The following is a 20,688-nucleotide window of genomic DNA, read 5'->3' as shown; positions in this document are numbered from 1 at the left end:
GGGCGGGTTCCCGCATGGGGCCCGCCCGGTCGCGGAAGGTGACGTGCGCCACTGACTATTGAAGCCCTGCGGCACGTCGGTCTTATGATGCGGACAGGGGACCGGAGCTCCACTCACCTCACCGGAAGGAGCGGACCGCTACCCGGAAGCACGTATCGAGGAGACAGCGATGTCGCACGCCCTTGATGCCTCCGGAGACGGCGGTTCGGACACCCCGAACCTCGACTTCGCCGGCACGACCCCCTACGAGGACTACGTCCAGGCGGACGTCCTCACCCACCTCCAGCACCTGCGCTCGGACGACCCGGGCGAGATGGTGTTCCTGGTCACCACCCAGGTCATGGAGCTGTGGTTCACGGTCATCGTCCACGAGTGGGAGACCGCCGCGAAGGCGCTCCGCGAGGACCAGCTCCCCGTCGCGATGGATGCGCTGAAACGATCCCTCCGCGAGCTGGAGGCCCTCAACGCCTCCTGGCGCCCCCTCGCCCAGCTGACCCCGGGCCAGTTCAACGCGTACCGCGCCGCCCTCGGCGAAGGCTCCGGCTTCCAGTCGGCGATGTACCGCCGGATGGAGTTCCTGCTCGGCGACAAGGCCGCCTCCATGCTGGTCCCGCACCGCGGCGCCCCGCGCGTCCACGCGGAGCTGGAGAAGGCCCTCCAGGAGCCCAGCCTCTACGACGAGGTGCTGCGCCTCCTCGCCCGCCGCGGCCTCCCGGTCCCGCAGTCCGTCCTGGACCGCGACCTCTCCCGGCGCTACGAGCCCTCGCCCGAGGTCGAAGCCGTCTGGACGGCGCTGTACGCGGCCCCGGACGCCCACCCGGACCTGCACCGCCTCGGCGAGGTCCTCACCGACGTCGCCGAGCTGGTCTGGCGCTGGCGCAACGACCACCTGGTCGCCACCCGGCGCGCGATGGGCGCGAAGACGGGCACGGGCGGCTCGGCCGGTGTGACCTGGCTGGAGAAGCGCGCCCAGAAGAACGTCTTCCCGGAGCTCTGGACGGCGCGCAGCCATGTCTGAGTCGCACGTGGACCCGAACGCCGACCTGGCGGCGAACGCCGACCTGGCGGCCCGCGCCGAAGCCCTGGACGCGGCCGACCCCCTCGGCAAGCTCCGCGACCGCTTCGCCCTCCCCGAGGGCGTGGTCTACCTCGACGGCAACAGCCTCGGCGCGCTCCCCGCAGGGGTGGCCGCCCGGCTCGCCGAGGTCGTCACGGAGCAGTGGGGCACCCGCCTGATCCGCTCCTGGACCGAGGGCGAAGCCAATTGGTGGAACGCCCCCGAGCGCATCGGCGACCGGATAGCCCCGCTGGTCGGCGCCGCCGCCGGCCAGGTGGTCGTCGGCGACTCCACCAGCGTCAACCTCTTCAAGGCCCTGGTCGGCGCCGCCCGGCTGGCCGCGCCCGGCCGGACCGAGCTGCTCGTGGACGCCGCCACCTTCCCCACCGACGGCTACATCGCCGAATCGGCGGCCCGGATGACGGGCCTGCGCGTCGTCCCGGTCGACCCGGCCGCCGCCGCGGGGGCGATGGGCCCGGACACCGCCGTGGTCCTCCTCAACCACGCCGACTACCGCACCGGCCGCCTGCACGACCTGCCCGGCCTCACCGCGGCCGCGCACGACGCGGGGGCGCTCGTCGTCTGGGACCTGTGCCACACGGCCGGGGCCCTGCCCGTCGGGCTCGACGCGCACGCGGTGGACCTCGCGGTCGGCTGTACGTACAAGTACCTCAACGGCGGCCCCGGCGCCCCCGCGTACCTGTACGTCGCCACCCGCCACCAGTCCGCCTTCGACTCCCCGCTGCCGGGCTGGAACGGTCACGCGGACCCGTTCGCGATGACCCCCTCCTACGAGGCGGCGCAGGGCGTGGCACGGGCCCGCGTCGGCACGCCGGACATCCTGTCCATGCTCGCGCTGGAGGCCGCCCTGGACGCCTGGGACGGGGTCGCGGTCGAGGACGTCCGGGCGAAGTCCCTCGCGCTGACCGACTTCTTCCTCGACTGCGTGGCGGCGTACGTCCCGGCGGGCAAGGTCGAGCTGGTCACCCCCACGGAGCACGAACGGCGCGCCAGCCAGGTGTCGCTGCGCACCGAGAACGCGGACGGGGTCATGCGCGAGCTCATCTCGCGGGGGGTGATCGGGGACTTCCGCGCTCCCGATGTCCTGCGGTTCGGATTCACCCCGCTGTACGTCGGCTTCGCGGACGCGGAGCGTGCGGCGCGCGCACTGGGTCACATTTTCGGGTGAACCGGTAGCGAAACGTCACATCACCGCGCGGGCGGGGCTACGGCCCCGCCCGCGCCGGTATCTGCTCGGCCCGCCACGGAGGGGACCGTTCCGGCCTGATACGGTCCCGCTCTGCCGGAACACCGGAACACCAGTCCCCCTCGTCCCATGCGTTACCGGAGGTTGAGCCGATGACGGACCCCGCAGTCGAACGGGACGCCGCCGAGGCCGCCTCGGCCTTCTCCCATCCGCCCGTAGCCCCCGACGCGACGGCCGCCTACGGTGAACACCCCGACCAGATCGTCGACTTCTACGCCCCGCGCGGGGAGCGGGCGCAGCCGGGTGCCGCGCGCTCCGCTCCGCTGGTCGTCGTCCTGCACGGCGGGGCCTGGCGCGCCCCGTACGACCGGCAGCACATCACCCCCTTCGCGGACTTCCTGGCCCGCCGGGGTTTCGCCGTCGCCAACGTCGAGTACCGGCGGGGGAGTTCGGTGCCGCATCAGGATGCCGAGGGCCCCGTGGCAGGTCGCTGGCCCGAGACCTTCGACGACGTGGCCGCCGCCCTCGACGCCCTGCCCGGTCTGGCCGCCGCCAGCCTGCCGGAGGCCGACCCGCGCCGCACGGTGCTGACCGGCCACTCCGCCGGGGGCCACCTCGCGCTGTGGGCCGCGGCCCGCCACGTGCTCCCGTACGACGCCCAGGCCGGCTGGAGGCTGCCTTCGCCGCCGCTGCTGCGCGGCGTGGTGGCGCTGGCCCCGATCGCGGACTTCACGGTGGCGGAGGAGCTCGGGGTGTGCGGGGGCGCCTCGGCGCAACTCCTGGGCGGGATGGCCGGCTTCGCCGCCCGCCGTCCGTACGCCGACCCGGCGGCGCTGCTCCCGACGGGCATCGCGACGGCGGTGGTCCAGGGGCGGAGCGACATCGTGGTCCCGGAGGCGGTGTCCGAGGCCTACGTGGCGGCGGCCGCGCTGGCGGGGGAGATGGTGGGGCTGACCCTGCTGGACGGGGTGGGTCACTTCCCGCTCATCGACCCGGCGGCGGACGCGTGCGCGGTGGTGGCGGAGGAGATCTCGCAGCTGGCCTGGTAGGGCCGGGCATCCCGGTGCGGGAGCCTCCGTTTTCGCATTTAGTGAATCCAAAGTGAAGCATCAAGCCAAAGAGTCGAGCGCGCGACCGCACGCGAATCACTGAGATCTGCCTTGGTGTATCCCGTTATGTCAGGCCAATTGGGCGTCAGGGTTGGGCGTAATCGCGTCATTGACGCCTGCGGTGCATTTTCATTAAAGATTGACAACCTTCGAGCCCCGTATGGATGCTTCCCCCATCTGAACCGGCGTCACTCCAGCACCTCGGGCACGCTCCCGCCGTCAGGCGTACCAGACGGACGGGCGGGCCTGTCGGGCCGGTCGTGACGCACGTCATGCACGTCATGCATTCGTCTCATGGGGGGACTTTCATGTCGAACACGCATGTCCTGACCCGCGGTCTGGCCAGTGCGGCCGTCGCAGGTCTGGCAGCCGGCCTTCTGATCACCGCACCGGCCCAGGCGACCGAACCGTCGAAGGGCCTGACCGCCGTCTCGGACACGGGCGGCGCCGGCCAAGGCCCGTCCGTCGCGTACCAGCTCGCCGCCGGCCCTCAGATCAAGCGCAGTGAGGTGATCCGGCGGGCCGCGTCCTGGGTCGGGCGAGGGCTCGTCTACAACGGGGGTGGCACCCACGACGGATACCGGACGGACTGCTCAGGTTATGCCTCGATGGCCTGGGGCCTCGGCAAGCCCGGCCTGGACACCACCAGTTACGTTCCCAGCGGCGTCGCTTCCTGGATATCCAAGAGCGACCTCAAGCCCGGTGACGCCCTGCTCAACGACGCGGCCGGGGCAGATGGCCACATCGCCGTCTTCGCCGGCTGGACCGATTCCTCGAAGACCTCGTACGACGCCTACGAGTTCACCAAGTCCGGCGTGCATCACAGGGCCATTCCCTACCCGTACTTCTCCGGGAAGGGGACCTACAGGCCGGTCCGAAACAACAGCATCGTCGACGATGCGGTCGCTTCCGGTCCGGACAACGTCGGGATCTTCCGCCCCTCGACGGGTGAGTTCCACCTCCGTTACGACAACGGTTCGCTGGCGAAGGTGGCGTGGGGTCAGAGTGGTGACCTGCCGGTTTCCGCGAACTGGGACGGCGCCGGTCCGGACAACGTCGGGATCTTCCGTCCGTCGACGGGTGAGTTCCACCTCCGTTACGACAACGGTTCGCTGGCGAAGGTGGCGTGGGGTCAGAGTGGTGACCTGCCGGTTTCCGCGAACTGGGACGGCGCCGGTCCGGACAACGTCGGCATCTTCCGTCCGTCGACGGGTGAGTTCCACCTCCGCTACGACAACGGTTCGCTGGTGAAGATCGCCTGGGGGCAGAGCGGTGACCAGCCGGTCTCGGGGAACTGGGACGGCGGCGCGGCGGCCAACGTCGGCATCTTCCGTCCCTCGACAGGTGAGTTCCACCTCCGGATGGACAACGGGAGCCTGACGAAGATCGCCTGGGGGCAGAGCGGCGACGTGCCGGTCACCGCGAACTGGGACGGTGCGGGTCCCGACAACATCGGGATCTTCCGTCCTTCGACGGGTGAGTTCCACCTGCGGATGGACAACGGCAGCCTCACCAAGGTCGCCTGGGGCGCCCAGGGCGATCTCCCCGTCTCCGCGAACTGGGACGGCAACGCCGGGTGACGTCATCCCCCGGAGGGCGCGGCGAGACGCCGCGCCCTCCGGGGGCGCACATGCGACGACACCTCATTTGCCACCGGATTCGGAAGCAGGACGCTCATCGTGAACCGCACCATGCGCCACCACCTCTCCGCCGTCGCCGCCACCGCGGCCCTCACCGTCGGCGTACTCGCCACGGCTCCGATCGCTCAGGCGAGTGAGGGGCCGGACCTCTCCAACCCGGCCACGGTCCTCGTCGCCGAAAAGTACTCCTGCGGACCGGAAACGGCCTCCGACCAGGCCGTTGCCAGCCAGCTCAGTGGTCAGCTCACCGGAACCCTGCGCGGCGCCCTCGACTCCTACCGGGTTTCGTGTGCCCGCGCGATCGTCAAGGCCGTCGAGGCCCGGGGCCTTCCGCATCGGGCCGCGGTGCTCGCCGTGACCACCTCCATAGTCGAGACCACTTTGGTGAACTATCCGAGTGGGGACCGCGACAGCGTCGGTCTGTTCCAGCAGCGGGACCCCTGGGGCTCCTTCGAGCAGCGGATGAACCCGACCTGGTCGACCAATGCCTTCCTCAACGCATTGCTCAAGGTGAACAACTGGCAGACCAGGCCGATAGGCGAGGTCTGCCAGGCGGTCCAGATATCCGCGTTCCCCGACCGGTACCAGGTCCAGGCGTCCGATGGTCAGCGCATAGTCGATGCGCTCTTCGGCAAGGCCAACGCCGGTCCGGACAATGTCGGGATCTTCCGGCCTTCGACGGGTGAGTTCCACCTGCGGTACGACAACGGTTCGCTGGCGAAGGTGGCGTGGGGTCAGAGTGGTGACCTGCCGGTTTCCGCGAACTGGGACGGCGCCGGTCCGGACAATGTCGGGATCTTCCGGCCTTCGACGGGTGAGTTCCACCTCCGTTACGACAACGGTTCGCTGGCGAAGGTGGCGTGGGGTCAGAGTGGTGACCTGCCGGTTTCCGCGAACTGGGACGGCGCCGGTCCGGACAATGTCGGGATCTTCCGCCCCTCGACGGGTGAGTTCCACCTCCGCTATGACAACGGGAGCCTGACGAAGATCGCCTGGGGGCAGGCCGGTGACCAGCCGATCGCGGGGAACTGGGACGGCGGCGCGGCGGCCAACGTCGGCATCTTCCGTCCGTCGACGGGTGAGTTCCACCTGCGGATGGACAACGGCAGTCTCACCAAGATCGCGTGGGGTCAGAGCGGCGACGTGCCGGTCACCGCGAACTGGGACGGTGCCGGCCCCGACAACGTCGGCATCTTCCGCCCCTCGACCGGAGAGTTCCACCTCCGTATGGACAACGGCAGCCTGACCAAGGTCGCTTGGGGCGCCCAGGGTGATCTGCCCGTCTCCGCCAACTGGGACGCCGGAAGCTAGGAGGGTGCCCCGGTAGCGGGCGGCCCGTCAGTCCGCCTCTCGTACGACCGACTCAGACCGCTGCAGGGCCCGGGAGTTGTAGTGCTCCCGGGCCCAAGGCCTCGTAGCAGGCTTCGGGCACCTTTCCCGACGGCTAGAGTGCCACCAGCCGGTTTGAGGAGGCAGGTAATGACCGACGAGGACGCAGTGCCGCCCGACGTCCAGGCCTCGACGGACGGACCCGGCGGGGAGGCGGAGCTGCTCGGTCAGCGCGTCGAGTACCTCCTCACCTACGTGCAGCCGCTCGGCAGGCGCTACACGCTCCAGGAGGTCGTCGACGGCATCAAGGAAGCTTCCGGTACGAACGACCCGAAGCTGTCCGTCGGCCGGCTGTGGGCGCTGGCCAAGGGCAAGGTCTCCAATCCGACCATCGGCACGCTCCGCGTCCTCGGGGAGTTCTTCGGCGTGCCGCTCGCCTACTTCATCGACGACGAAGTGGCGGCGCGGGTGTCGGCACAGCTCGCTCTGGTGGCGGCCATGCGCGCCAACGACGTGCGCTCGGTGGCCCTGCGCGCGGCCGCCGTCGCGACGATGTCCACGCAAGGCATCGAGGCGGTGCGTTCCCTCGTCGAGCGGGGCCGTGTCATGGGCGACGGTCCGGCGGGCGGCGGCCCGACGCGCGAGGGAAGCCCGACCCCGAAGGGCTGAGACCCCCACCCCAGTAAAGTCGGCCCGGGGAGATCACGCAGGGCCGCCGGGCGGCCGCGTGTTCGGTCGACACGGCGGGGCGGGGACATGCGGCGCGATGACTGGCGGCAGCTGCGGGCGAGATACGAGCAGGTGGTGCAGCACTACGACGTTCCGCACCCCTTCGAGGTCGAGGACCTCTGCGCCGCCGTCGCCGCGGAAAGGGGACGCCCGCTGACCCTGCTTCCGATGCCCGCCGACTTCGCCGACGGCTCCGGAATATGCGGGATGTGGGTGTCCATGGGCGCCGCGGACCTCGTCTACTACACCCCTGTCGCGAGTCGGCCCCACCAGACGCACATCATCCTGCACGAGCTGGCCCACATCCTCCTGGACCACCGGGAGCCAAGCGTTCCGCACCCCGAGATGCTGGCGCAGCTCTTCCCCGACCTGGACCCCGAGATGGTCACCCGGCTCCTGGGCCGCGGCCGTACCAAGGCCACCACCCGCCAGGAACAGGAGGCGGAGCTGCTGGCTTCCGTCATGTGGCAGCGCTTCAACGCGACCCCCGTCGCCGTGGCGACGGCCACCTCGGACACGGCGAAGACCCTCAACCGGGTGCTCGGAGCGTTCACCGGCCGCGGCGGGCAGGCGCGCACTTGAGGCCGTTCGACATCGTCGTCATCCCGCCCCTGTGGCTGTTCGCCCTCTGGAAGGTTCCGCACCTGAGGTCGGCGTCCAGGCGGGACCGCGTCCTGTGGACGATGTGGATGCTGTGGGCCGTGATCTTCACCATCGGGGTGCCGGCGGTCCGAAGGGTCCTCGACGCTGCCGTGGGCATCGAGAGCTTCACCAACCTGCCCGTGCACGTGCTGGCCCTGTGCGCGATGACGGCGCTCTTCGAATTCATCCGGGAGGCGACCGGTGGCCGGCGGACCTCGAAGGCGTGGCTGCGCTGGGTCCTGCTCGGCCTCGCGGAGGCCGGACTGGTCACCACGTTCTTCGCGTCGCCGCTCCCGGACGGTGACACCGACCTGGTGACGCGTACGGATCTGCCCCTCATGCAGGTGTACTGGGCGATCTTCCTCGCCTACATCGCCTACGGGGTGGTGAGCGCGATCCACCTGTGCTGGCGCTACGGCCGCCAGGCCTCGCCCGGCCCGTCGCGCACCTCGATGAACCTGCTGGGGCTGGCCAGCTGTTTCGGTCTGCTCTACGTCATCCACCGACTGGTGTACCTCGCGGCGGCCGTGGCCGGATCGACCAGTACGGCCGGGGTCGCCGCCACCACGCAAATACTGCTGGCCTGCACTCTTGTGCTGCTCATCGCCAGCACGGCCTATCCCTCGCTGGCCGAAGCGGCGAGGCGCCGCCGGTTGCGCAGGGACCGCCGGGTGCTGCGCCCGCTGTGGGAACTGCTCACGGCGGTGACGCCCGAAGTGGTCCTGCCGTTGCCCGAAGCGCTGAGCCGGGACCACGAGTTCGTGCGCTACCGGTACGTCATAGAGATCCGGGACGCCGCGATGGCGGTGTCCGGCCACGTGCCCCCGGAGCGGGAGGCGCGCGTACGGGAGGAGCTGACCGGCGCGGGGCTGACGGGAAGCGCGCTGGACGCGGCCTTCGAAGCGGCCCTGGTGCTGTTCGCCGTGGAGAACGAACGGGCGGGGGCGGCGCCGTCGGCCGCGGAACACCCGCTCCTGCGGGAGGCGCCGGACATCGACGCGGAGATGGCCTGGATGCGGAGGGTGGCGGCGGCCGTGTCGACTCCCGCCGTCGAGGCGGCCGTCGCTCGTATGAGGTGAGCACGCCTCCGCCCGGCCGGGCATCGCCCTGCGGCCGGGCATCGCCCTGGGGCCTCGGGTACGCCGAAGGGGCGGCCGCTGGGGCCGCCCCTTCGGGCTCGGTGCAGGTACCGCTTAGAGGAACGAGTTGATCTCGATCGTCTCGGTGCGGCCGGGGCCGACGCCGATCGCGGAGATCGGGGCGCCCGACATCTCCTCCAGGGCCTTGACGTACGCCTGGGCGTTCTTCGGGAGGTCCGCGAAGGTCTTGGCCTTGGTGATGTCCTCGGACCAGCCGGGGAAGTTTTCGTAGATCGGCTTCGCGTGGTGGAAGTCCGACTGCGAGTACGGGAGCTCCTCGACGCGCTTGCCGTCGATCTCGTACGCGACGCAGACCGGGATCTCTTCCCAGCCGGTCAGCACGTCCAGCTTGGTGAGGAAGAAGTCCGTCAGGCCGTTGACGCGGGTCGCGTAGCGGGCGATCGGGGCGTCGAACCAGCCGCAGCGGCGGTCACGGCCGGTGGTCACACCGCGCTCGCCGCCGATGCGGCGCAGGGCCTCGCCGTCCGCGTCGAACAGCTCGGTCGGGAACGGGCCGGAGCCGACACGGGTCGTGTACGCCTTCAGGATGCCGATGACGCGGCTGATCTTCGTCGGACCGACGCCCGCACCGGTGCAGGCGCCACCGGCGGTCGGGTTCGAGGAGGTGACGAAGGGGTACGTGCCGTGGTCGACGTCGAGCAGAGTGCCCTGGCCGCCCTCGAAGAGCACGACCTTGTCCTCGTCGAGCGCGTTGTTGATGATCAGGGTGGTGTCGGCGACGTACGGCTTGATCTGCTCCGCGTACTGGAGCATCTCTTCGACGATCTGGGCCGGGTCGATCGCGCGGCGGTTGTACAGCTTCGCGAGGAGCTGGTTCTTGCCCTCCAGCGCCGCTTCGACCTTCTGGGTGAGGATCGACTCGTCGTAGAGGTCCTGGACGCGGATGCCGATGCGGTTGATCTTGTCCGCGTACGTCGGGCCGATGCCGCGGCCGGTCGTACCGATCTTGCGCTTGCCGAGGAAGCGCTCGCCGACCTTGTCGAGGGTGACGTTGTACGGCGTGATCAGGTGCGCGTTGCCGCTGAGCAGCAGCTTTGAGGTGTCGATGCCGCGCTCGTTCAGGCCGCGCAGCTCGGAGAGCAGGACGGCCGGGTCGACGACGACACCGTTGCCGATGACCGGGGTGCATCCGGGGGAGAGGATGCCGGAAGGGAGAAGGTGCAGTGCGTACTTCTGGTCGCCTACGACGACCGTGTGGCCGGCGTTGTTGCCGCCCTGGTAACGCACTACATAGTCAACGGATCCACCGAGCAGGTCGGTGGCCTTTCCCTTGCCCTCGTCACCCCACTGAGCTCCGAGCAGCACAAGAGCGGGCACAGGCGTACACCTCTTCCGGATGGGGCATGTCCAAGGTCAGGGGGCGTACGACGATGTACACCGCAGGCTGAGCCGTCGGACCGGTACCCCGGAATAGACGAAGGCCCTGGCGCAATAGCGCAAGGGCCTCTTGCACAAAGATGCTACCCGAGGAAGGACCGAGGTGTCGGCTCCAGAGCCCACCATGAGCCATGCGGGCGCGCCGGTAGGCGGCCTGCTCGTGCTCGTCGACCCGGTCGCCCGCCGTCTTGACGGCGAGTCCGTGCGAATTGCGAAAGATGTGTTGTCAGCGGGGGCGGCGGCGAAAATTTGTCTCCCGGACTCACAGGAGGAGTTTGCGCGGGCCCTTGCCCGCCGGGGTCATCGGCAGCCGGTGATCGTGGGCGACGACCGCGCGCTCGTTCGGGCCGTCGGGCTGCTGCACCGTGAGCGGGCGCTGTCCGAGGGGGCCGTTTCGCTGATTCCGGTGGGGCCGGCCGCGTCGCTCGTACTGGCTCTGCAGCTCGGCGTGCCGCTGTCGGCCGTGTCGGCCGCGCGGGCGGTCCTGGACGGGGCCGTCGGCATGCGGGACCTGCTGGTCGACGACAGCGACGGGGTGGTGCTGGGCGGGATCGGCATCCCGCCGCCGCCCGTGGGGGCCGCGGCCGGGTCCCGGCCGGGGCCCGGGGGCGTGCCGCGGCCGGCCGGGCCGTCGGTGTGGAACGCGTACCGCTCGCTGGTCCGTACGTTCGTCCGCCCGCCGGCGGGGGCTTCCTCCGCCACGGGGTCCGGCGGGGGCCACCGGCTGCGGGTGGAGGCCGACGGGGTGGTCCTGGCGGACGTGGACCGGATGGTGCAGGACGTCACCGTGTCGGCCCGGGAGGGCGACGGGCTGGCGGACGTGCTGGTCCGGATGGGGGCGGTGACGACACCGGGGCTCGGGCTCGGGTCCGGCTCGGGTGCGGACTCCGACCCCGACTCTGCTTCCGGTTCCGGTTCCGGTTCCGGCCGGGTCGTGCGGGCGCGGGCCTCGGCCGTGACGGTGTCCGGGGAGGATTTCCGCTACCGGTCGGACGTCGGAATCACCGGTCCGGTCCGCCGCCGTACGTGGACCTTGCACCCGGGGGCGTGGGGGCTGACACTGCCGCTGCAGCGCTGACGCGGGGAGGGCGGGGGCCGATGGCAGGGATCGTGGACGTTCCCTGGTGGGCCGGTGTGTTCCGGTGGGTGACGCTCGCCCGGGCCGCCGTGCGCGTGTTCGCCCTGTACGGGGGGATCAGCGCTGCCTACGCCGACCCGACCGTGTCCTTGCGGGTGGTCGGCCGGAGCTCGGACGAGAGGACCTGCGTGGTGGGCTGGCGGGACCGGGCCTTCGGGGACGGGGAGCGAACCGCTGACTTCCGCTGCTCGGCGAAGGCGGCGACCTACCACCCCTGGCGGGGCCGCCTCCACGAGGTCGACGAAGCCGGCCCGGGCACACGCCGGACGGGCCTGCCAGGCACCCTCGGCGCCGCGACGGCCCTCTCCGGCATCGCCCTGGGCCTCCACCGGAACTTCGCGTGGTGACCGGGGACCCGGCGGGAGAGACGCCGGCGGGCGGGCCATCGGCGGTCGGATCACTGGCGGGTGGGTCGCCGGTGGGCGGGCCACCGGTGGGTGGGTCACCGGCGGGTGAACTGTCGGTGGGCGGGTCGCTGGTGCCGGGGCCGCCCGGGGAGGCGGCCGTCCGGGGTGCGCTCAGCGACTGGCGGCAGGACGCGCTGCTCATCCTGCTGCTGCCGGTGCTGTGCTGGCCCGCGCTGATCGGGGCCCTGATCACTCGCCCCACGTCCTTGCAGGCGGTCCTGCTGGGGCTGCTGTGCCTGCCCGTGCTGGTCGCCCTCCGGGAGCTCTACGTCGCCCAGCGCGTGCACCGAGCCCTGCGGGACCCGGAGCTGCGCTGGACCCCGTACGACCTCCGGGTGCTGCGCGGGTACGGGCTGCCGCCGCTGCTGGTCCTGAGCGGCGGCTCCGGCGGCCCCGGCCGCCGCGGGCCGTGGGTGCTCACCCTGGGACCGCTGGGGCGGCGGGTGCTGCCGCCACGTGCGTGGCCCCGTACCGATCCGGCGCTCCCGCAGTCGGCCCTGCCGCCGTCGCCATCGGAGTCGCCGGCCGAGGATCCTCCGCCGGAGCGGTTCGTGTGGCTGGCCGGGGACCCGGGGCCCGGGGCCGTGGTGTGGGCTCCGCGCGCCCGGGAACTGGGCCGGGCACGCAGGCTGTGGCGGCGAGGCGCGCTCGGGCGGAGCCAGCCGCCTCGATGAGGTCCCGGACCGGGCCGGGGTGTCGGCCTGGACTGCACGAGTGCGGGCGCGCTCAACTCTCTGGCGGCCTACCCCGGCCCGGCCGAGGGGCGGCCCGCCCGCCCCGGATCTCCGGCTGCGGGGCCCCGACCTGGGCTTCTCTGCTGATGTCGACCGCGCTGGCGGCGGCTCTCCCGGCCGCTGCCCTGATCGCCGCGCGCCGCCGGGACCGGGCGGCCCGAGCCTCGGCATTCCTTGATCCACTCTCTTCGGAAAAGTTGTCCACAGCTGTGGACAACTTTTCGGAGCGGCCTAAGCGGGCGTCACCAGCCGGGTCTCGTACGCGAACACCGCCGCCTGCGTGCGGTCCCGCAGTCCCAGCTTCACCAGGATCCGGCTCACGTGCGTCTTGATGGTGGACTCGGCGATGATCAGGCGATCCGCTATCTCCGCGTTGGACAACCCCTGTGCGATCAGCACCAGCACCTCGGTCTCCCGCTCCGTCAGCTCCGTGACCCCCGCGGAGCCCACCTGCGTCCGGGTCTCCGACAACTTCGAGAACTCCGTGATCAGCCGCTTGGTCACGGAAGGCGCCAGCAGCGCCTCCCCGGCCGCCACCACCCTGACTCCGTCGGCCAGTTGGCGGGCGGAGGCGTCCTTGAGGAGGAACCCGGAGGCCCCGGCGCGCAGGGCCTGGTACACGTACTCGTCGAGGTCGAAGGTCGTCAGGACCAGCACCTTCGCGTCCGTGTCGGCGGCCACGATCTCCCGGGTCGCCTCCAGGCCGTTCATCTCCGGCATCCGGATGTCCATCAGCACCACATCCGGCTTCAGCGCCGCCACTTGGGCGATGGCCTCCCGCCCGTTCACCGCCTCCCCGGCCACTTCGATGCCTTCCATCGCGTTCAGCAGGACGGAGAAGCCCTCACGGACCATCATCTGGTCGTCGACGATGAGCACTCTGATCGTCATGCCGGATCCTTCGCCAGATCCGGGCGGCTGCCGGCCACGGGTATGAACACCGCCACCTCGAACCCCCCGGAGGCAAGCTCCCCGGCGGTCATCTCCCCTTCCAGCATGGCCACCCGCTCACGCATCCCGGTGACCCCCTGACCGGCCCCCGGCGAGGGCCGCACATCTCCGGTGCCGGCCTCGTTGACGATGCGCAGCCCCAGCCCGCCCAGCACGTACGAGACCTCGACCCCGGCGGCGGCGCCCGGGGCGTGCCGCAGGGTGTTGCTCAGGGCCTCCTGGATGATCCGGTAGGCCGACAGCTCCACGCCCGGCGGCAGTTCGCGCACCGCGCCCGTCACGGTCTTGTCCACGCTCAGCCCGGCCTCTCGCACATTGGCCAGCAGTCCGTCCAGCGAGGCCAGCGTCGGCTGCGGGGCGTCCGGCGCCTCGTAGTCCGCGGAGCGGACGACACCCAGCACCCGGCGCAGCTCGGTCAGGGCCGCCACCGCGTTCTCCCGGATGGTGACGAACGCTGCCTCCAGCTCCGGCGGCGGATTCTTCACCCGGTAGGGCGCGGCCTCCGCCTGGATGGCCACCACCGACATGTGGTGGGCGACCACGTCGTGGAGTTCCCGCGCGATCGTGGTCCGCTCCTCCAGCAGGGTGCGCCGGTCCCGCTCGACGGCGGTGACCTCCTGCTGCGCGGTGACCTCCTGCTCCGCCTGCTTGCGGATCGTGCGGAGGCTCACCGCGAGCAGGGCGATCGCCGAGGCGAAGGCCATCGGGCCGACGTTGATGTTCTGGCCGTGGCCGAGCACGATGGACGTCCCGATGCCGATCGACAGCGTGACCACCCACATCCAGCCGGCCGTCCGGGGACTGGTCCGCATCGCCACCAGGGTCACCGTCGCGAGGTACGAGAAGAAGGTGGCGGGGATCCACGGCCAGTTGGGATCGGAGCCGCTGACGACCGAGAAGACCAGGGTGACCGCCACGGCGACCCAGAACGCCCCCAGCGGCCGCACCAGGGTCATCGCGATCGGGGTTGCCGCGAGCAGCCCCATCACCAGGGAAGCGGCCTGGGGCAGACCGGTGGTGATCGAGGTGAAGACCACCACGAGGAACGCGATCAGGCAGACGGATGCGTGCGGCAGGTGTGCGGCCTCCACCCGTATCCGCTTCGGGAGCAGCCGGGTCAGCGGCCCGTCCGTGCGCATCGGGGGCAGTGGGCGGTAGGCGAAGGCATCGGTGATCAGAGCCTGGCGCAGGCTCTGGATGAAGCCCGAAGCCAGCCGGATCTCTGGGGCCCGGGGGGTCGCCCCGGGGGTCGTCTCGGTCATGCTCCCCACGGTAGGTGGGCCCTGGCCTGGTCCGCGTCGCCGCTGAAGGGGATTTCCCGGGGTCCCCCTCAAGTACTACCGGGGCCGCTTCAGTAGCCCGTCGGACGGATCAGGCCCGTCTCGTACGCGAACACCGCCGCCTGCGTGCGGTCCCGCAGGCCCAGCTTCACCAGGATCCGGCCCACGTGCGTTTTGACCGTCTGCTCGGCCAGGACCAGGTGCCGGGCGATCTCCGCGTTCGACATGCCCTGGGCGACCAGCGACAGGACCTCCGTCTCCCGCTCCGTCAGCTCGTCGATCCGCGCCTTCGAAGGCGCCCGCGGAGCTCCCAGCCGGGAGAACTCGGTGATCAGCCGCTTCGTGATGTTCGGCGCGAGGAGGGCTTCCCCGGCAGCGATGACGCGGACCGCCTCCGCCAGCTGATCGGCGGAGGCGTCCTTGAGGAGGAACCCCGAGGCGCCGGCGCGCAGCGCCTCGTACACGTACTCGTCGAGGTCGAAGGTGGTCAGCACCAGCACCTTCACCGCGGAGCCCGGGACGGCGGTGATGAGGGAGGTGGCCTCGATCCCGCCCATCCCGGGCATCCGGATGTCCATCAGGACCACGTCCGGGGCCAGTTCGGCGACCTTGGCCACGGCCTCGGCGCCGTCGACGGCCTGACCGACGACCTCGATGTCGGGCTGGGCGTCGAGGAGCACGGTGAAGCCCTGGCGGACCATCATCTGGTCGTCGGCGATCATCACCTTGATCGGGGCAGCAGTCATGAGTCCTTGTCCATCGTCGCGGGGGCGGGGGAAGGCCCGCCGCCCGGGGGCGCGGGATCCATCGGTAGTACGGCGCTCACCTCGTACCCTCCGTCGGGGCGGGGGCCGGCGGCCAGCTCGCCCCCCAGCATGCCCGCTCGCTCCCGCATCCCCAGCAGCCCGTGCCCCGCTCCCATGGTCGGCGGGGCCGGCCGGGTGGGGGTCGTGTTGGCCACGCACAGGTGCACATCGCGGGGTCCGTAGGCGATGCCGACCTCCACGCGGGAGCCGGGCGCGTGGCGCAGGCAGTTGCTCAGCGCCTCCTGCACGATCCGGTACGCCGTGAGCTCCACCCCGGGGGACAACGGGCGGCGGATGCCCGCGATCTCGACGGTGACGTCCAGCCCGGCGGCCCGCACGTTGTCCACGAGGCCGTCCAACTCGGCCAGGGTGGGCTGCGGATGGTGCGGACCGCTGGCCTCGTCGGGGTGCTCGGAACGCAGCACCCCCAGCACGCGGCGCAGCTCCGTCAGGGCCTCCACGGCATTCGCGCGGATCCCGGCCAGGTTCTCCTTGAGCTCCTCCGACGGGTTCTCCACGAGATAGGGGGCCACCTGCGCCTGGATGGAGATCACCGACATGTGGTGCGCGACGACGTCGTGCAGCTCACGGGCGATCCGGCTGCGCTCCTCCAGCAGGGTGCGCCGGGCGCGCTCCTCCTCGGTGAGGGTCTCCTGCCGGACGAGCTGTGTGCGGGTCAGCCGGGTCGCGCGCAGGGCGTAGCCGAGGAGGCCGGTGAAGGCGAACAGAAGGATGGCCCCGGGGGTTCCGGTGCCGCTGTTCTCGGGTCTGAAGAGGCCCTCGGCCAGCCCGGTGTACGCGATGACGACGGTGACGGCCCCGACGGTCACCCGGGGCGGCACCCGCAGGGACACCAGCAGCAGCACCGGGGCGAAGGCGAACAGTCCGGCAGGCATCCACGGCCAGCTCTGGCCCTGCCCGACGTGGCCGTGGATCTGACCGGCGATCAGCCCCGCCGCGGTCAGGCCGAGCCAGTACCCGGCCATCGGCCACCGCATCGCGATCACGATGGACACGCCGACCAGGGTCCCCAGCAACGACCGGACGGAGCCGTGGACCCCGTAGTGGTTGCCGAGCTGCTCCGTGGTGACGGCGAAGAAGGCCAGCGCCAGATAGGTGAGCACCACGTGCGGGCCCCAGGCCAGCCAGCGTGGCCGCGACATCCTCGGCAGGGGATCGGACTTCAGGTCCAGCAGCCCCCGGGCCACACCCCGCACCACGGCCGAGGCCCTGGCGGGGGCGTCTCCCGGCTCCCTGCCGCCCGCGGTCGCAGCCACGGCCGCGTGGTCGGCCGGACCCGGACCCGGATCCGGGCTCGGGGCCGGAGTCGGGGGCTCGCTCTGCTCGTTCACATCGCCCAGCCTAGGCATGGAGGTTCTCCTTGGCGGGAGCCACCGGCCCGGTGACTGTGCTTTCACCGGCCGGAGTTGAGGAGGTGGGAGCTACGGGGGAGGCACTCCGCCGGGCCGCGGCGGACGAGGCGACGATCCGGGAGGGGGCGGCCGGTGCGCCGGAGGATCCGCGCCGGGTCCGGCCACGGGGGCGGCCGCCGACCTGCTCGTAGGTGTGGAAGGCGGCCCAGCAGACCGCCAGCGCCGCTGCGAACACGGGCAGCCAGAGCAGCCGGACGGCTATCCACTCCGCGGAGTCCGGCACGGTGTGCAGGCCCGGCAGATCGGTGGAGATCAGCAGTCCCAGGGCGGTGACGGCCATCATCGCGGTCTGGTGCCACAGGAAGATCGTCATGGCGGACAGGTTCACAAGGGCCACCTTCGCCCAGGCCCGTGGCCGGCTCATCACCCGGGCCAGCGGTCCCCGCAGCAGCAGCGCCAGCCCGCACTGGGCCAGTCCGAACGCCACGGCGGCCAGCGTCGGCGGGTTCAGATTCGAGATCGCGGCTCCGGGGACGCCGACCATCGAAGCGGGGTACCCGCCCCAGAGGATCAGTGCGGTCGTGGCGGCGATCCCCCCGCCCAGCAGAAGGGCGGCCGGGGTACGCCGGGCGAAGGCACCCCGCGACCAGGCGGCGCCCAGGGTGTAGGGCACCAGCCAGCCGGCGGCCACATTGACCCAGCCGATCCCTTCGGGCCCGCCGAACCCGAACCGCCAGACATCGACCGAGGCCACCACGGCCAGCGGCCACAGCGGGCTCAGCCGGGCGACGAGCGGGGTCGCGGCGGTCAGCGCGGCGAAGACGAGGAGGAACCACAGAGGTGACAGGACGAGCTTGAGCAGGGTCCGGACGGTGTCCGTCCCGACGCCGCCGAGCAGCATGCCGCCGGCGGCGATGCTCCAGAGGACCAGGACGGCGGCGACCGGCCGGAACAGCCTGCCGAGACGCTGACGGACCCACTGCCCGTACGGGACTCCGCGGCCGCGCGCCGACGCGTACCCCTGGGCGGCGACGTGGCCGCCGACCAGGAAGAAGACGGCCAGGGTCTGGAACACCCAGGAGACCGGGGCCAGTCCGCTCAGGTGGGCCAGCGGGCTGGTGCTGCTGAGGCCGCCGTCGGCGCTGGTGAGCGCGGTGACCAGCCAGTGGCCCAGCACCACGCCGAGGATGGCGAAGGCCCGGAGGGCGTCCACGGCCCGGTCCCGGTGGGCGGGGGTTCCGGAGTCGATCCGGTCCGCGAGGACGGACCAGCGGGTCTGCGGTTCACGCACGCGCACGGGAGACCTCCGGAGCAGCGGGGGCGGACGGGGCGAGGAGGGCGGTCAGGGCGGTGGGGGACGAGGCGGAGGCAGCTGCGGGAGCGGGGCCCGGGACGGGCCGGGCCGCCGGGGAGGCGCCGAGCACGATCCCGGCCAGACTGTTCAGGGACTCGGTGCCCGGCTTGAGGTAGTCGCTGTGGCCCCCGGATCCGGCCGCGAAGGGCAGGGCTCCGAAGGCCGGGTCCACGGGATCGGTGCCGAAGCCGATGCCGCCGACGCGGACGTGCGGGACACCGGAGATCCAGTCGGATCCGCCCCGGCCGGCCCAGACCCGGGCCCGGGTCGGCAGGTCCGCGGCGGAACCGGCCGCCGTGCCCGGACTGCCGAACAGCGCGATGTCGGTGACCTCGGGGCCCGTCCCCGTACGGGCGCAGACGACGGATCCGTAGGAATGGCAGAGGAGCGAGAGGCGGGCCTCCGGGGCGGCCAGCCGGGCCAACCGGGGAAGGAAGGAGCCGAGTTCGGCGGCGGCCTCGTCGGCGCGGCCGGTGGTCAGGACGGCCGGGCTGACCGTGCCGGGGGTGTCGTACCCGAGCCAGGCGACCACGGCGGACCGGGGGTGCTCGGCGCGGAGGCGCTGCTGAAGGGCGACGGCTCCGGCGCGGAACCTCTGGTAGGTGTCCAGCGTCGTGTCCGACCCGGGGACCAGGACCGCGACCCGGTCGGCGGTTTCCAGATCGCCGAACACCTCTATCGCGCGGCCCTTGCCGCGCCCGTCGAAGACGAGGAACCGGGCATCGCCGCCCGCCTCCATCGCCCGGAGCTTCGCCGCGCGGCCCTGGCGGCCGGCGTTCTGCGCCGTACGGGCCGCCTCGGCGAGGTTGGCGAGGTGGGCGGCGTACCGGTCGGGGAGGGCGGCGCTCTCGCCGAGGACCGCCGGGGCCGGCGCGGGGACGTCCGGGGAAGCGGCGGCGGAAACGGGGAACACCACGGCCGCGGCGACGAGCCCGGCCAGCAGCGTGCGGCGCAGACGGCCGCCGCGGCGGCCGTCGGGACGTGCGGTGGGTCGCGGTCGGCGGTTCATGAGTCCGTTCCTTCGCTCGTGCCAGAGGGGAGTTCGTGCGGTGTTCTCTGGTCACGAAGTTAGGAATCGGGAGCCCTGGTCGGCGTCCCACTGGAGAGCCCACTTCCCAAGTAGCTCTCAGGTATGACAGGGGCTACTCAGAGGGCGGTTCGCCGGGCGTTGGCGACTGAGTGACCGGGTGACTCGGGGACCGGGTGACCGGGTGACCGGGTGACTGGGGGAGTTGGTGGGTGAGTTCGTGCTCCCGGTGGGTTGAGTACGGGTACTCATGTGGCCGGTGGCCAGCCGGCCGCATCGTACGGACATGCGAACAACTCTTCTCCCGAAGTCCCTGCTGGTGGCCGCCCTGAGCGGCGTCGTCGTCCTGGCCGGTCTCGGCGCGCAGAACGCCACCGCCGCCCCGACCTCAGTGCCCGGCGCCGTCGCGGCGAGCGACCAGGACGCCGAGGTGCGGTTCCTCGAACTGGCGGACCTCATCGGGCAGAGTTGCGCCCCGGACCTGTCCCTCACCGTCGACGCGGTGGCGTCGTCCGCCGAGGCCGGCACCACCACCGCGGTGGAGCCGGCGCCCGACTCCGTCCAGCCCGTACCGGTCGACGCGGTGCCGCTGGACGCGACGGAGGAGTGCGTGGCCCAGCGGCACCAAACGCGCATCAGCCGGGCCTTCTCGGGGACGAACACGGGCACGTACGAGGAACTGCGGAACAAGCTCATCGGCCTGCAGTACCCGGCGGCGCGCATCCACCGCATGCCGGACTTCAACGGCGAGCCCGTGGTCCGGATCGACCTGCGCGTGGGGGCCGATCACCCGGCCCTGGAGGTGACCGACATCGGCAACAGCGTGATGATCGAGGCGTTCGGCGCTCCCGACGGCGTGAGCGTGACCGAGGTGCGGTTGGAGCGGCTGCTGGACGCGCCCTCCTTCTGAGGCGGGCCCAGCCGGGCGGGTCGGGACCCGCTCAGTCCGCCGCCAGGGACTCGGCGAGCGACGGCTCCACGAGCGGTTCGACGAAACCGGCGCGCCAGCGCGGGGCCGGGTCCTGGCCGGGGCTGGTCCAGTACTCCCGGGCGCCGGCGATCTGCCCGTTCCGTACGGTCCACAGGGAGACGGCGCGGTAGACGACGTGGTCCTGAGGTATCTCCACCTCGGTCACGACGAGATCGCCGTCCGCGAGGATGCGGAGCACGTCGACGGATCTCTCGTCCGCGTAGTCGTCATCGCTGATGACGGCGATGAAGTTGTCGCGACCGACGATGCGTTCGCTGCTCACGGGCCACTCGATCACCGCGTGCTCGGCGATCAGCAGGGCCACTCCGTCCCAGTCGCGTGCCTCGATCCGCTCCCACAGTCGTGCCACTACCTTCAACGGCTCCATGTGCCGCAGT

The 20,688-nt window shown here is 71.7% G+C and carries 20 protein-coding genes; 12 read left to right on the top strand and 8 right to left on the bottom strand.

Annotated features, from left to right (window positions below; genetic code table 11):
* The first annotated feature begins 169 nt into the window (after positions 1-169).
* From OHA37_RS17725 to OHA37_RS17690, 8 genes are all read left to right on the top strand, one after another.
* Positions 170-1,018: a tryptophan 2,3-dioxygenase family protein gene (locus tag OHA37_RS17725; protein WP_266906340.1), complete on the top strand. Its 849-nt coding sequence runs from the start codon at positions 170-172 to the stop codon at positions 1,016-1,018.
* Positions 1,011-2,246, top strand: coding sequence for a kynureninase (gene kynU, locus OHA37_RS17720; RefSeq protein ID WP_266906338.1), 1,236 nt, complete (start codon positions 1,011-1,013; stop codon positions 2,244-2,246). Before OHA37_RS17725 ends, kynU begins: the two co-directional genes overlap by 8 nt.
* 170 nt (positions 2,247-2,416) lie before the next feature.
* Complete coding sequence (locus OHA37_RS17715; RefSeq protein ID WP_266906336.1) at positions 2,417-3,313, top strand: alpha/beta hydrolase family protein; 897 nt, start codon at positions 2,417-2,419, stop codon at positions 3,311-3,313.
* Between the two features lie 368 nt (positions 3,314-3,681).
* Positions 3,682-4,953: a hypothetical protein gene (locus tag OHA37_RS17710; RefSeq protein ID WP_266906335.1), complete on the top strand. Its 1,272-nt coding sequence runs from the start codon at positions 3,682-3,684 to the stop codon at positions 4,951-4,953.
* 99 nt (positions 4,954-5,052) lie between these two features.
* A complete protein-coding gene (locus OHA37_RS17705) occupies positions 5,053-6,324 on the top strand; it encodes a hypothetical protein (RefSeq protein WP_266906333.1) in 1,272 nt (423 codons plus the stop codon).
* A gap of 168 nt (positions 6,325-6,492) precedes the next feature.
* On the top strand, positions 6,493-7,011 hold the full coding sequence (locus OHA37_RS17700; RefSeq protein WP_266906331.1) for a hypothetical protein: 519 nt from the start codon (positions 6,493-6,495) through the stop codon (positions 7,009-7,011).
* Positions 7,012-7,098: 87 nt separating this feature from the next.
* Positions 7,099-7,653, top strand: a complete 555-nt coding sequence (locus OHA37_RS17695) for a hypothetical protein (protein WP_266906329.1) — start codon at positions 7,099-7,101, stop codon at positions 7,651-7,653.
* The gene (locus OHA37_RS17690; protein ID WP_266906327.1) at positions 7,650-8,792 is read left to right on the top strand and encodes an MAB_1171c family putative transporter; all 1,143 of its coding nucleotides are present in this window, start codon (positions 7,650-7,652) and stop codon (positions 8,790-8,792) included. The genes OHA37_RS17695 and OHA37_RS17690 overlap by 4 nt, the downstream gene beginning before the upstream one ends.
* Before the next feature lie 114 nt (positions 8,793-8,906).
* Here the strand turns inward: OHA37_RS17690 and OHA37_RS17685 are convergent, their stop codons facing one another.
* Positions 8,907-10,190, bottom strand: a complete 1,284-nt coding sequence (locus OHA37_RS17685; RefSeq protein WP_266906325.1) for an adenylosuccinate synthase — start codon at positions 10,188-10,190, stop codon at positions 8,907-8,909.
* 184 nt (positions 10,191-10,374) lie between these two features.
* Here OHA37_RS17685 and OHA37_RS17680 point away from each other — a divergent pair, with 184 nt between their 5' ends.
* The 3 genes from OHA37_RS17680 (at position 10,375) to OHA37_RS17670 (ending at position 12,469) form a co-directional block, all read left to right on the top strand.
* Positions 10,375-11,328: a diacylglycerol kinase gene (locus OHA37_RS17680; RefSeq protein ID WP_266912888.1), complete on the top strand. Its 954-nt coding sequence runs from the start codon at positions 10,375-10,377 to the stop codon at positions 11,326-11,328.
* A gap of 20 nt (positions 11,329-11,348) precedes the next feature.
* Positions 11,349-11,735 carry a hypothetical protein gene (locus OHA37_RS17675; RefSeq protein ID WP_266906323.1) on the top strand — a complete coding sequence of 129 codons (387 nt, stop codon included), beginning with the start codon at positions 11,349-11,351 and terminating at the stop codon, positions 11,733-11,735.
* Between the two features lie 116 nt (positions 11,736-11,851).
* Positions 11,852-12,469, top strand: a complete 618-nt coding sequence (locus OHA37_RS17670; protein WP_266906321.1) for a hypothetical protein — start codon at positions 11,852-11,854, stop codon at positions 12,467-12,469.
* A 291-nt stretch (positions 12,470-12,760) separates the two neighbouring features.
* Here the strand turns inward: OHA37_RS17670 and OHA37_RS17665 are convergent, their stop codons facing one another.
* The 6 genes from OHA37_RS17665 to OHA37_RS17640 all read right to left on the bottom strand — a co-directional run bounded on the left by OHA37_RS17665 (position 12,761) and on the right by OHA37_RS17640 (position 19,302).
* Complete coding sequence (locus tag OHA37_RS17665) at positions 12,761-13,420, bottom strand: response regulator (RefSeq protein WP_266906319.1); 660 nt, start codon at positions 13,418-13,420, stop codon at positions 12,761-12,763.
* Positions 13,417-14,742, bottom strand: coding sequence for a sensor histidine kinase (locus OHA37_RS17660; RefSeq protein WP_266906317.1), 1,326 nt, complete (start codon positions 14,740-14,742; stop codon positions 13,417-13,419). The genes OHA37_RS17665 and OHA37_RS17660 overlap by 4 nt, the downstream gene beginning before the upstream one ends.
* 89 nt (positions 14,743-14,831) lie before the next feature.
* Positions 14,832-15,506: a response regulator gene (locus OHA37_RS17655; RefSeq protein ID WP_266906315.1), complete on the bottom strand. Its 675-nt coding sequence runs from the start codon at positions 15,504-15,506 to the stop codon at positions 14,832-14,834.
* Positions 15,503-16,936, bottom strand: a complete 1,434-nt coding sequence (locus OHA37_RS17650) for a sensor histidine kinase (RefSeq protein ID WP_266906313.1) — start codon at positions 16,934-16,936, stop codon at positions 15,503-15,505. Before OHA37_RS17650 ends, OHA37_RS17655 begins: the two co-directional genes overlap by 4 nt.
* Positions 16,929-18,236 (bottom strand): acyltransferase family protein, encoded by a 1,308-nt coding sequence (locus tag OHA37_RS17645; protein ID WP_266906311.1) that lies wholly within the window; start codon positions 18,234-18,236, stop codon positions 16,929-16,931. Before OHA37_RS17645 ends, OHA37_RS17650 begins: the two co-directional genes overlap by 8 nt.
* Complete coding sequence (locus tag OHA37_RS17640; protein WP_266906309.1) at positions 18,223-19,302, bottom strand: alpha/beta hydrolase; 1,080 nt, start codon at positions 19,300-19,302, stop codon at positions 18,223-18,225. The genes OHA37_RS17645 and OHA37_RS17640 overlap by 14 nt, the downstream gene beginning before the upstream one ends.
* A gap of 304 nt (positions 19,303-19,606) precedes the next feature.
* Between OHA37_RS17640 and OHA37_RS17635 the strand changes: the two genes are divergently transcribed.
* Positions 19,607-20,230, top strand: a complete 624-nt coding sequence (locus tag OHA37_RS17635; protein WP_266906307.1) for a hypothetical protein — start codon at positions 19,607-19,609, stop codon at positions 20,228-20,230.
* A 31-nt stretch (positions 20,231-20,261) separates the two neighbouring features.
* Here the strand turns inward: OHA37_RS17635 and OHA37_RS17630 are convergent, their stop codons facing one another.
* Positions 20,262-20,678: a nuclear transport factor 2 family protein gene (locus tag OHA37_RS17630; protein ID WP_266906305.1), complete on the bottom strand. Its 417-nt coding sequence runs from the start codon at positions 20,676-20,678 to the stop codon at positions 20,262-20,264.
* Positions 20,679-20,688 lie beyond the last annotated feature (10 nt).

Origin of the sequence: Streptomyces sp. NBC_00335 (assembly GCF_036127095.1) — a bacterium.
GTDB lineage: Bacteria > Actinomycetota > Actinomycetes > Streptomycetales > Streptomycetaceae > Streptomyces.
This window is presented reverse-complemented; position numbering and strand designations above follow the sequence as displayed.

Bases quoted from the DNA above. Each gene is read 5' to 3' on its own strand.
- OHA37_RS17680 (WP_266912888.1), top strand. From the start codon at position 10,375: ATGAGCCATGCGGGCGCGCCGGTAGGCGGCCTGCTCGTGCTCGTCGAC.
- OHA37_RS17660 (WP_266906317.1), bottom strand. From the start codon at position 14,742: ATGACCGAGACGACCCCCGGGGCGACCCCCCGGGCCCCAGAGATCCGG.
- OHA37_RS17725 (WP_266906340.1), top strand. From the start codon at position 170: ATGTCGCACGCCCTTGATGCCTCCGGAGACGGCGGTTCGGACACCCCG.
- kynU (WP_266906338.1), top strand. From the start codon at position 1,011: ATGTCTGAGTCGCACGTGGACCCGAACGCCGACCTGGCGGCGAACGCC.
- OHA37_RS17640 (WP_266906309.1), bottom strand. From the start codon at position 19,302: ATGAACCGCCGACCGCGACCCACCGCACGTCCCGACGGCCGCCGCGGC.
- OHA37_RS17635 (WP_266906307.1), top strand. From the start codon at position 19,607: ATGCGAACAACTCTTCTCCCGAAGTCCCTGCTGGTGGCCGCCCTGAGC.
- OHA37_RS17700 (WP_266906331.1), top strand. From the start codon at position 6,493: ATGACCGACGAGGACGCAGTGCCGCCCGACGTCCAGGCCTCGACGGAC.
- OHA37_RS17655 (WP_266906315.1), bottom strand. From the start codon at position 15,506: ATGACTGCTGCCCCGATCAAGGTGATGATCGCCGACGACCAGATGATG.
- OHA37_RS17630 (WP_266906305.1), bottom strand. From the start codon at position 20,678: ATGGAGCCGTTGAAGGTAGTGGCACGACTGTGGGAGCGGATCGAGGCA.
- OHA37_RS17665 (WP_266906319.1), bottom strand. From the start codon at position 13,420: ATGACGATCAGAGTGCTCATCGTCGACGACCAGATGATGGTCCGTGAG.
- OHA37_RS17715 (WP_266906336.1), top strand. From the start codon at position 2,417: ATGACGGACCCCGCAGTCGAACGGGACGCCGCCGAGGCCGCCTCGGCC.
- OHA37_RS17650 (WP_266906313.1), bottom strand. From the start codon at position 16,936: ATGCCTAGGCTGGGCGATGTGAACGAGCAGAGCGAGCCCCCGACTCCG.
- OHA37_RS17710 (WP_266906335.1), top strand. From the start codon at position 3,682: ATGTCGAACACGCATGTCCTGACCCGCGGTCTGGCCAGTGCGGCCGTC.
- OHA37_RS17695 (WP_266906329.1), top strand. From the start codon at position 7,099: ATGCGGCGCGATGACTGGCGGCAGCTGCGGGCGAGATACGAGCAGGTG.
- OHA37_RS17675 (WP_266906323.1), top strand. From the start codon at position 11,349: ATGGCAGGGATCGTGGACGTTCCCTGGTGGGCCGGTGTGTTCCGGTGG.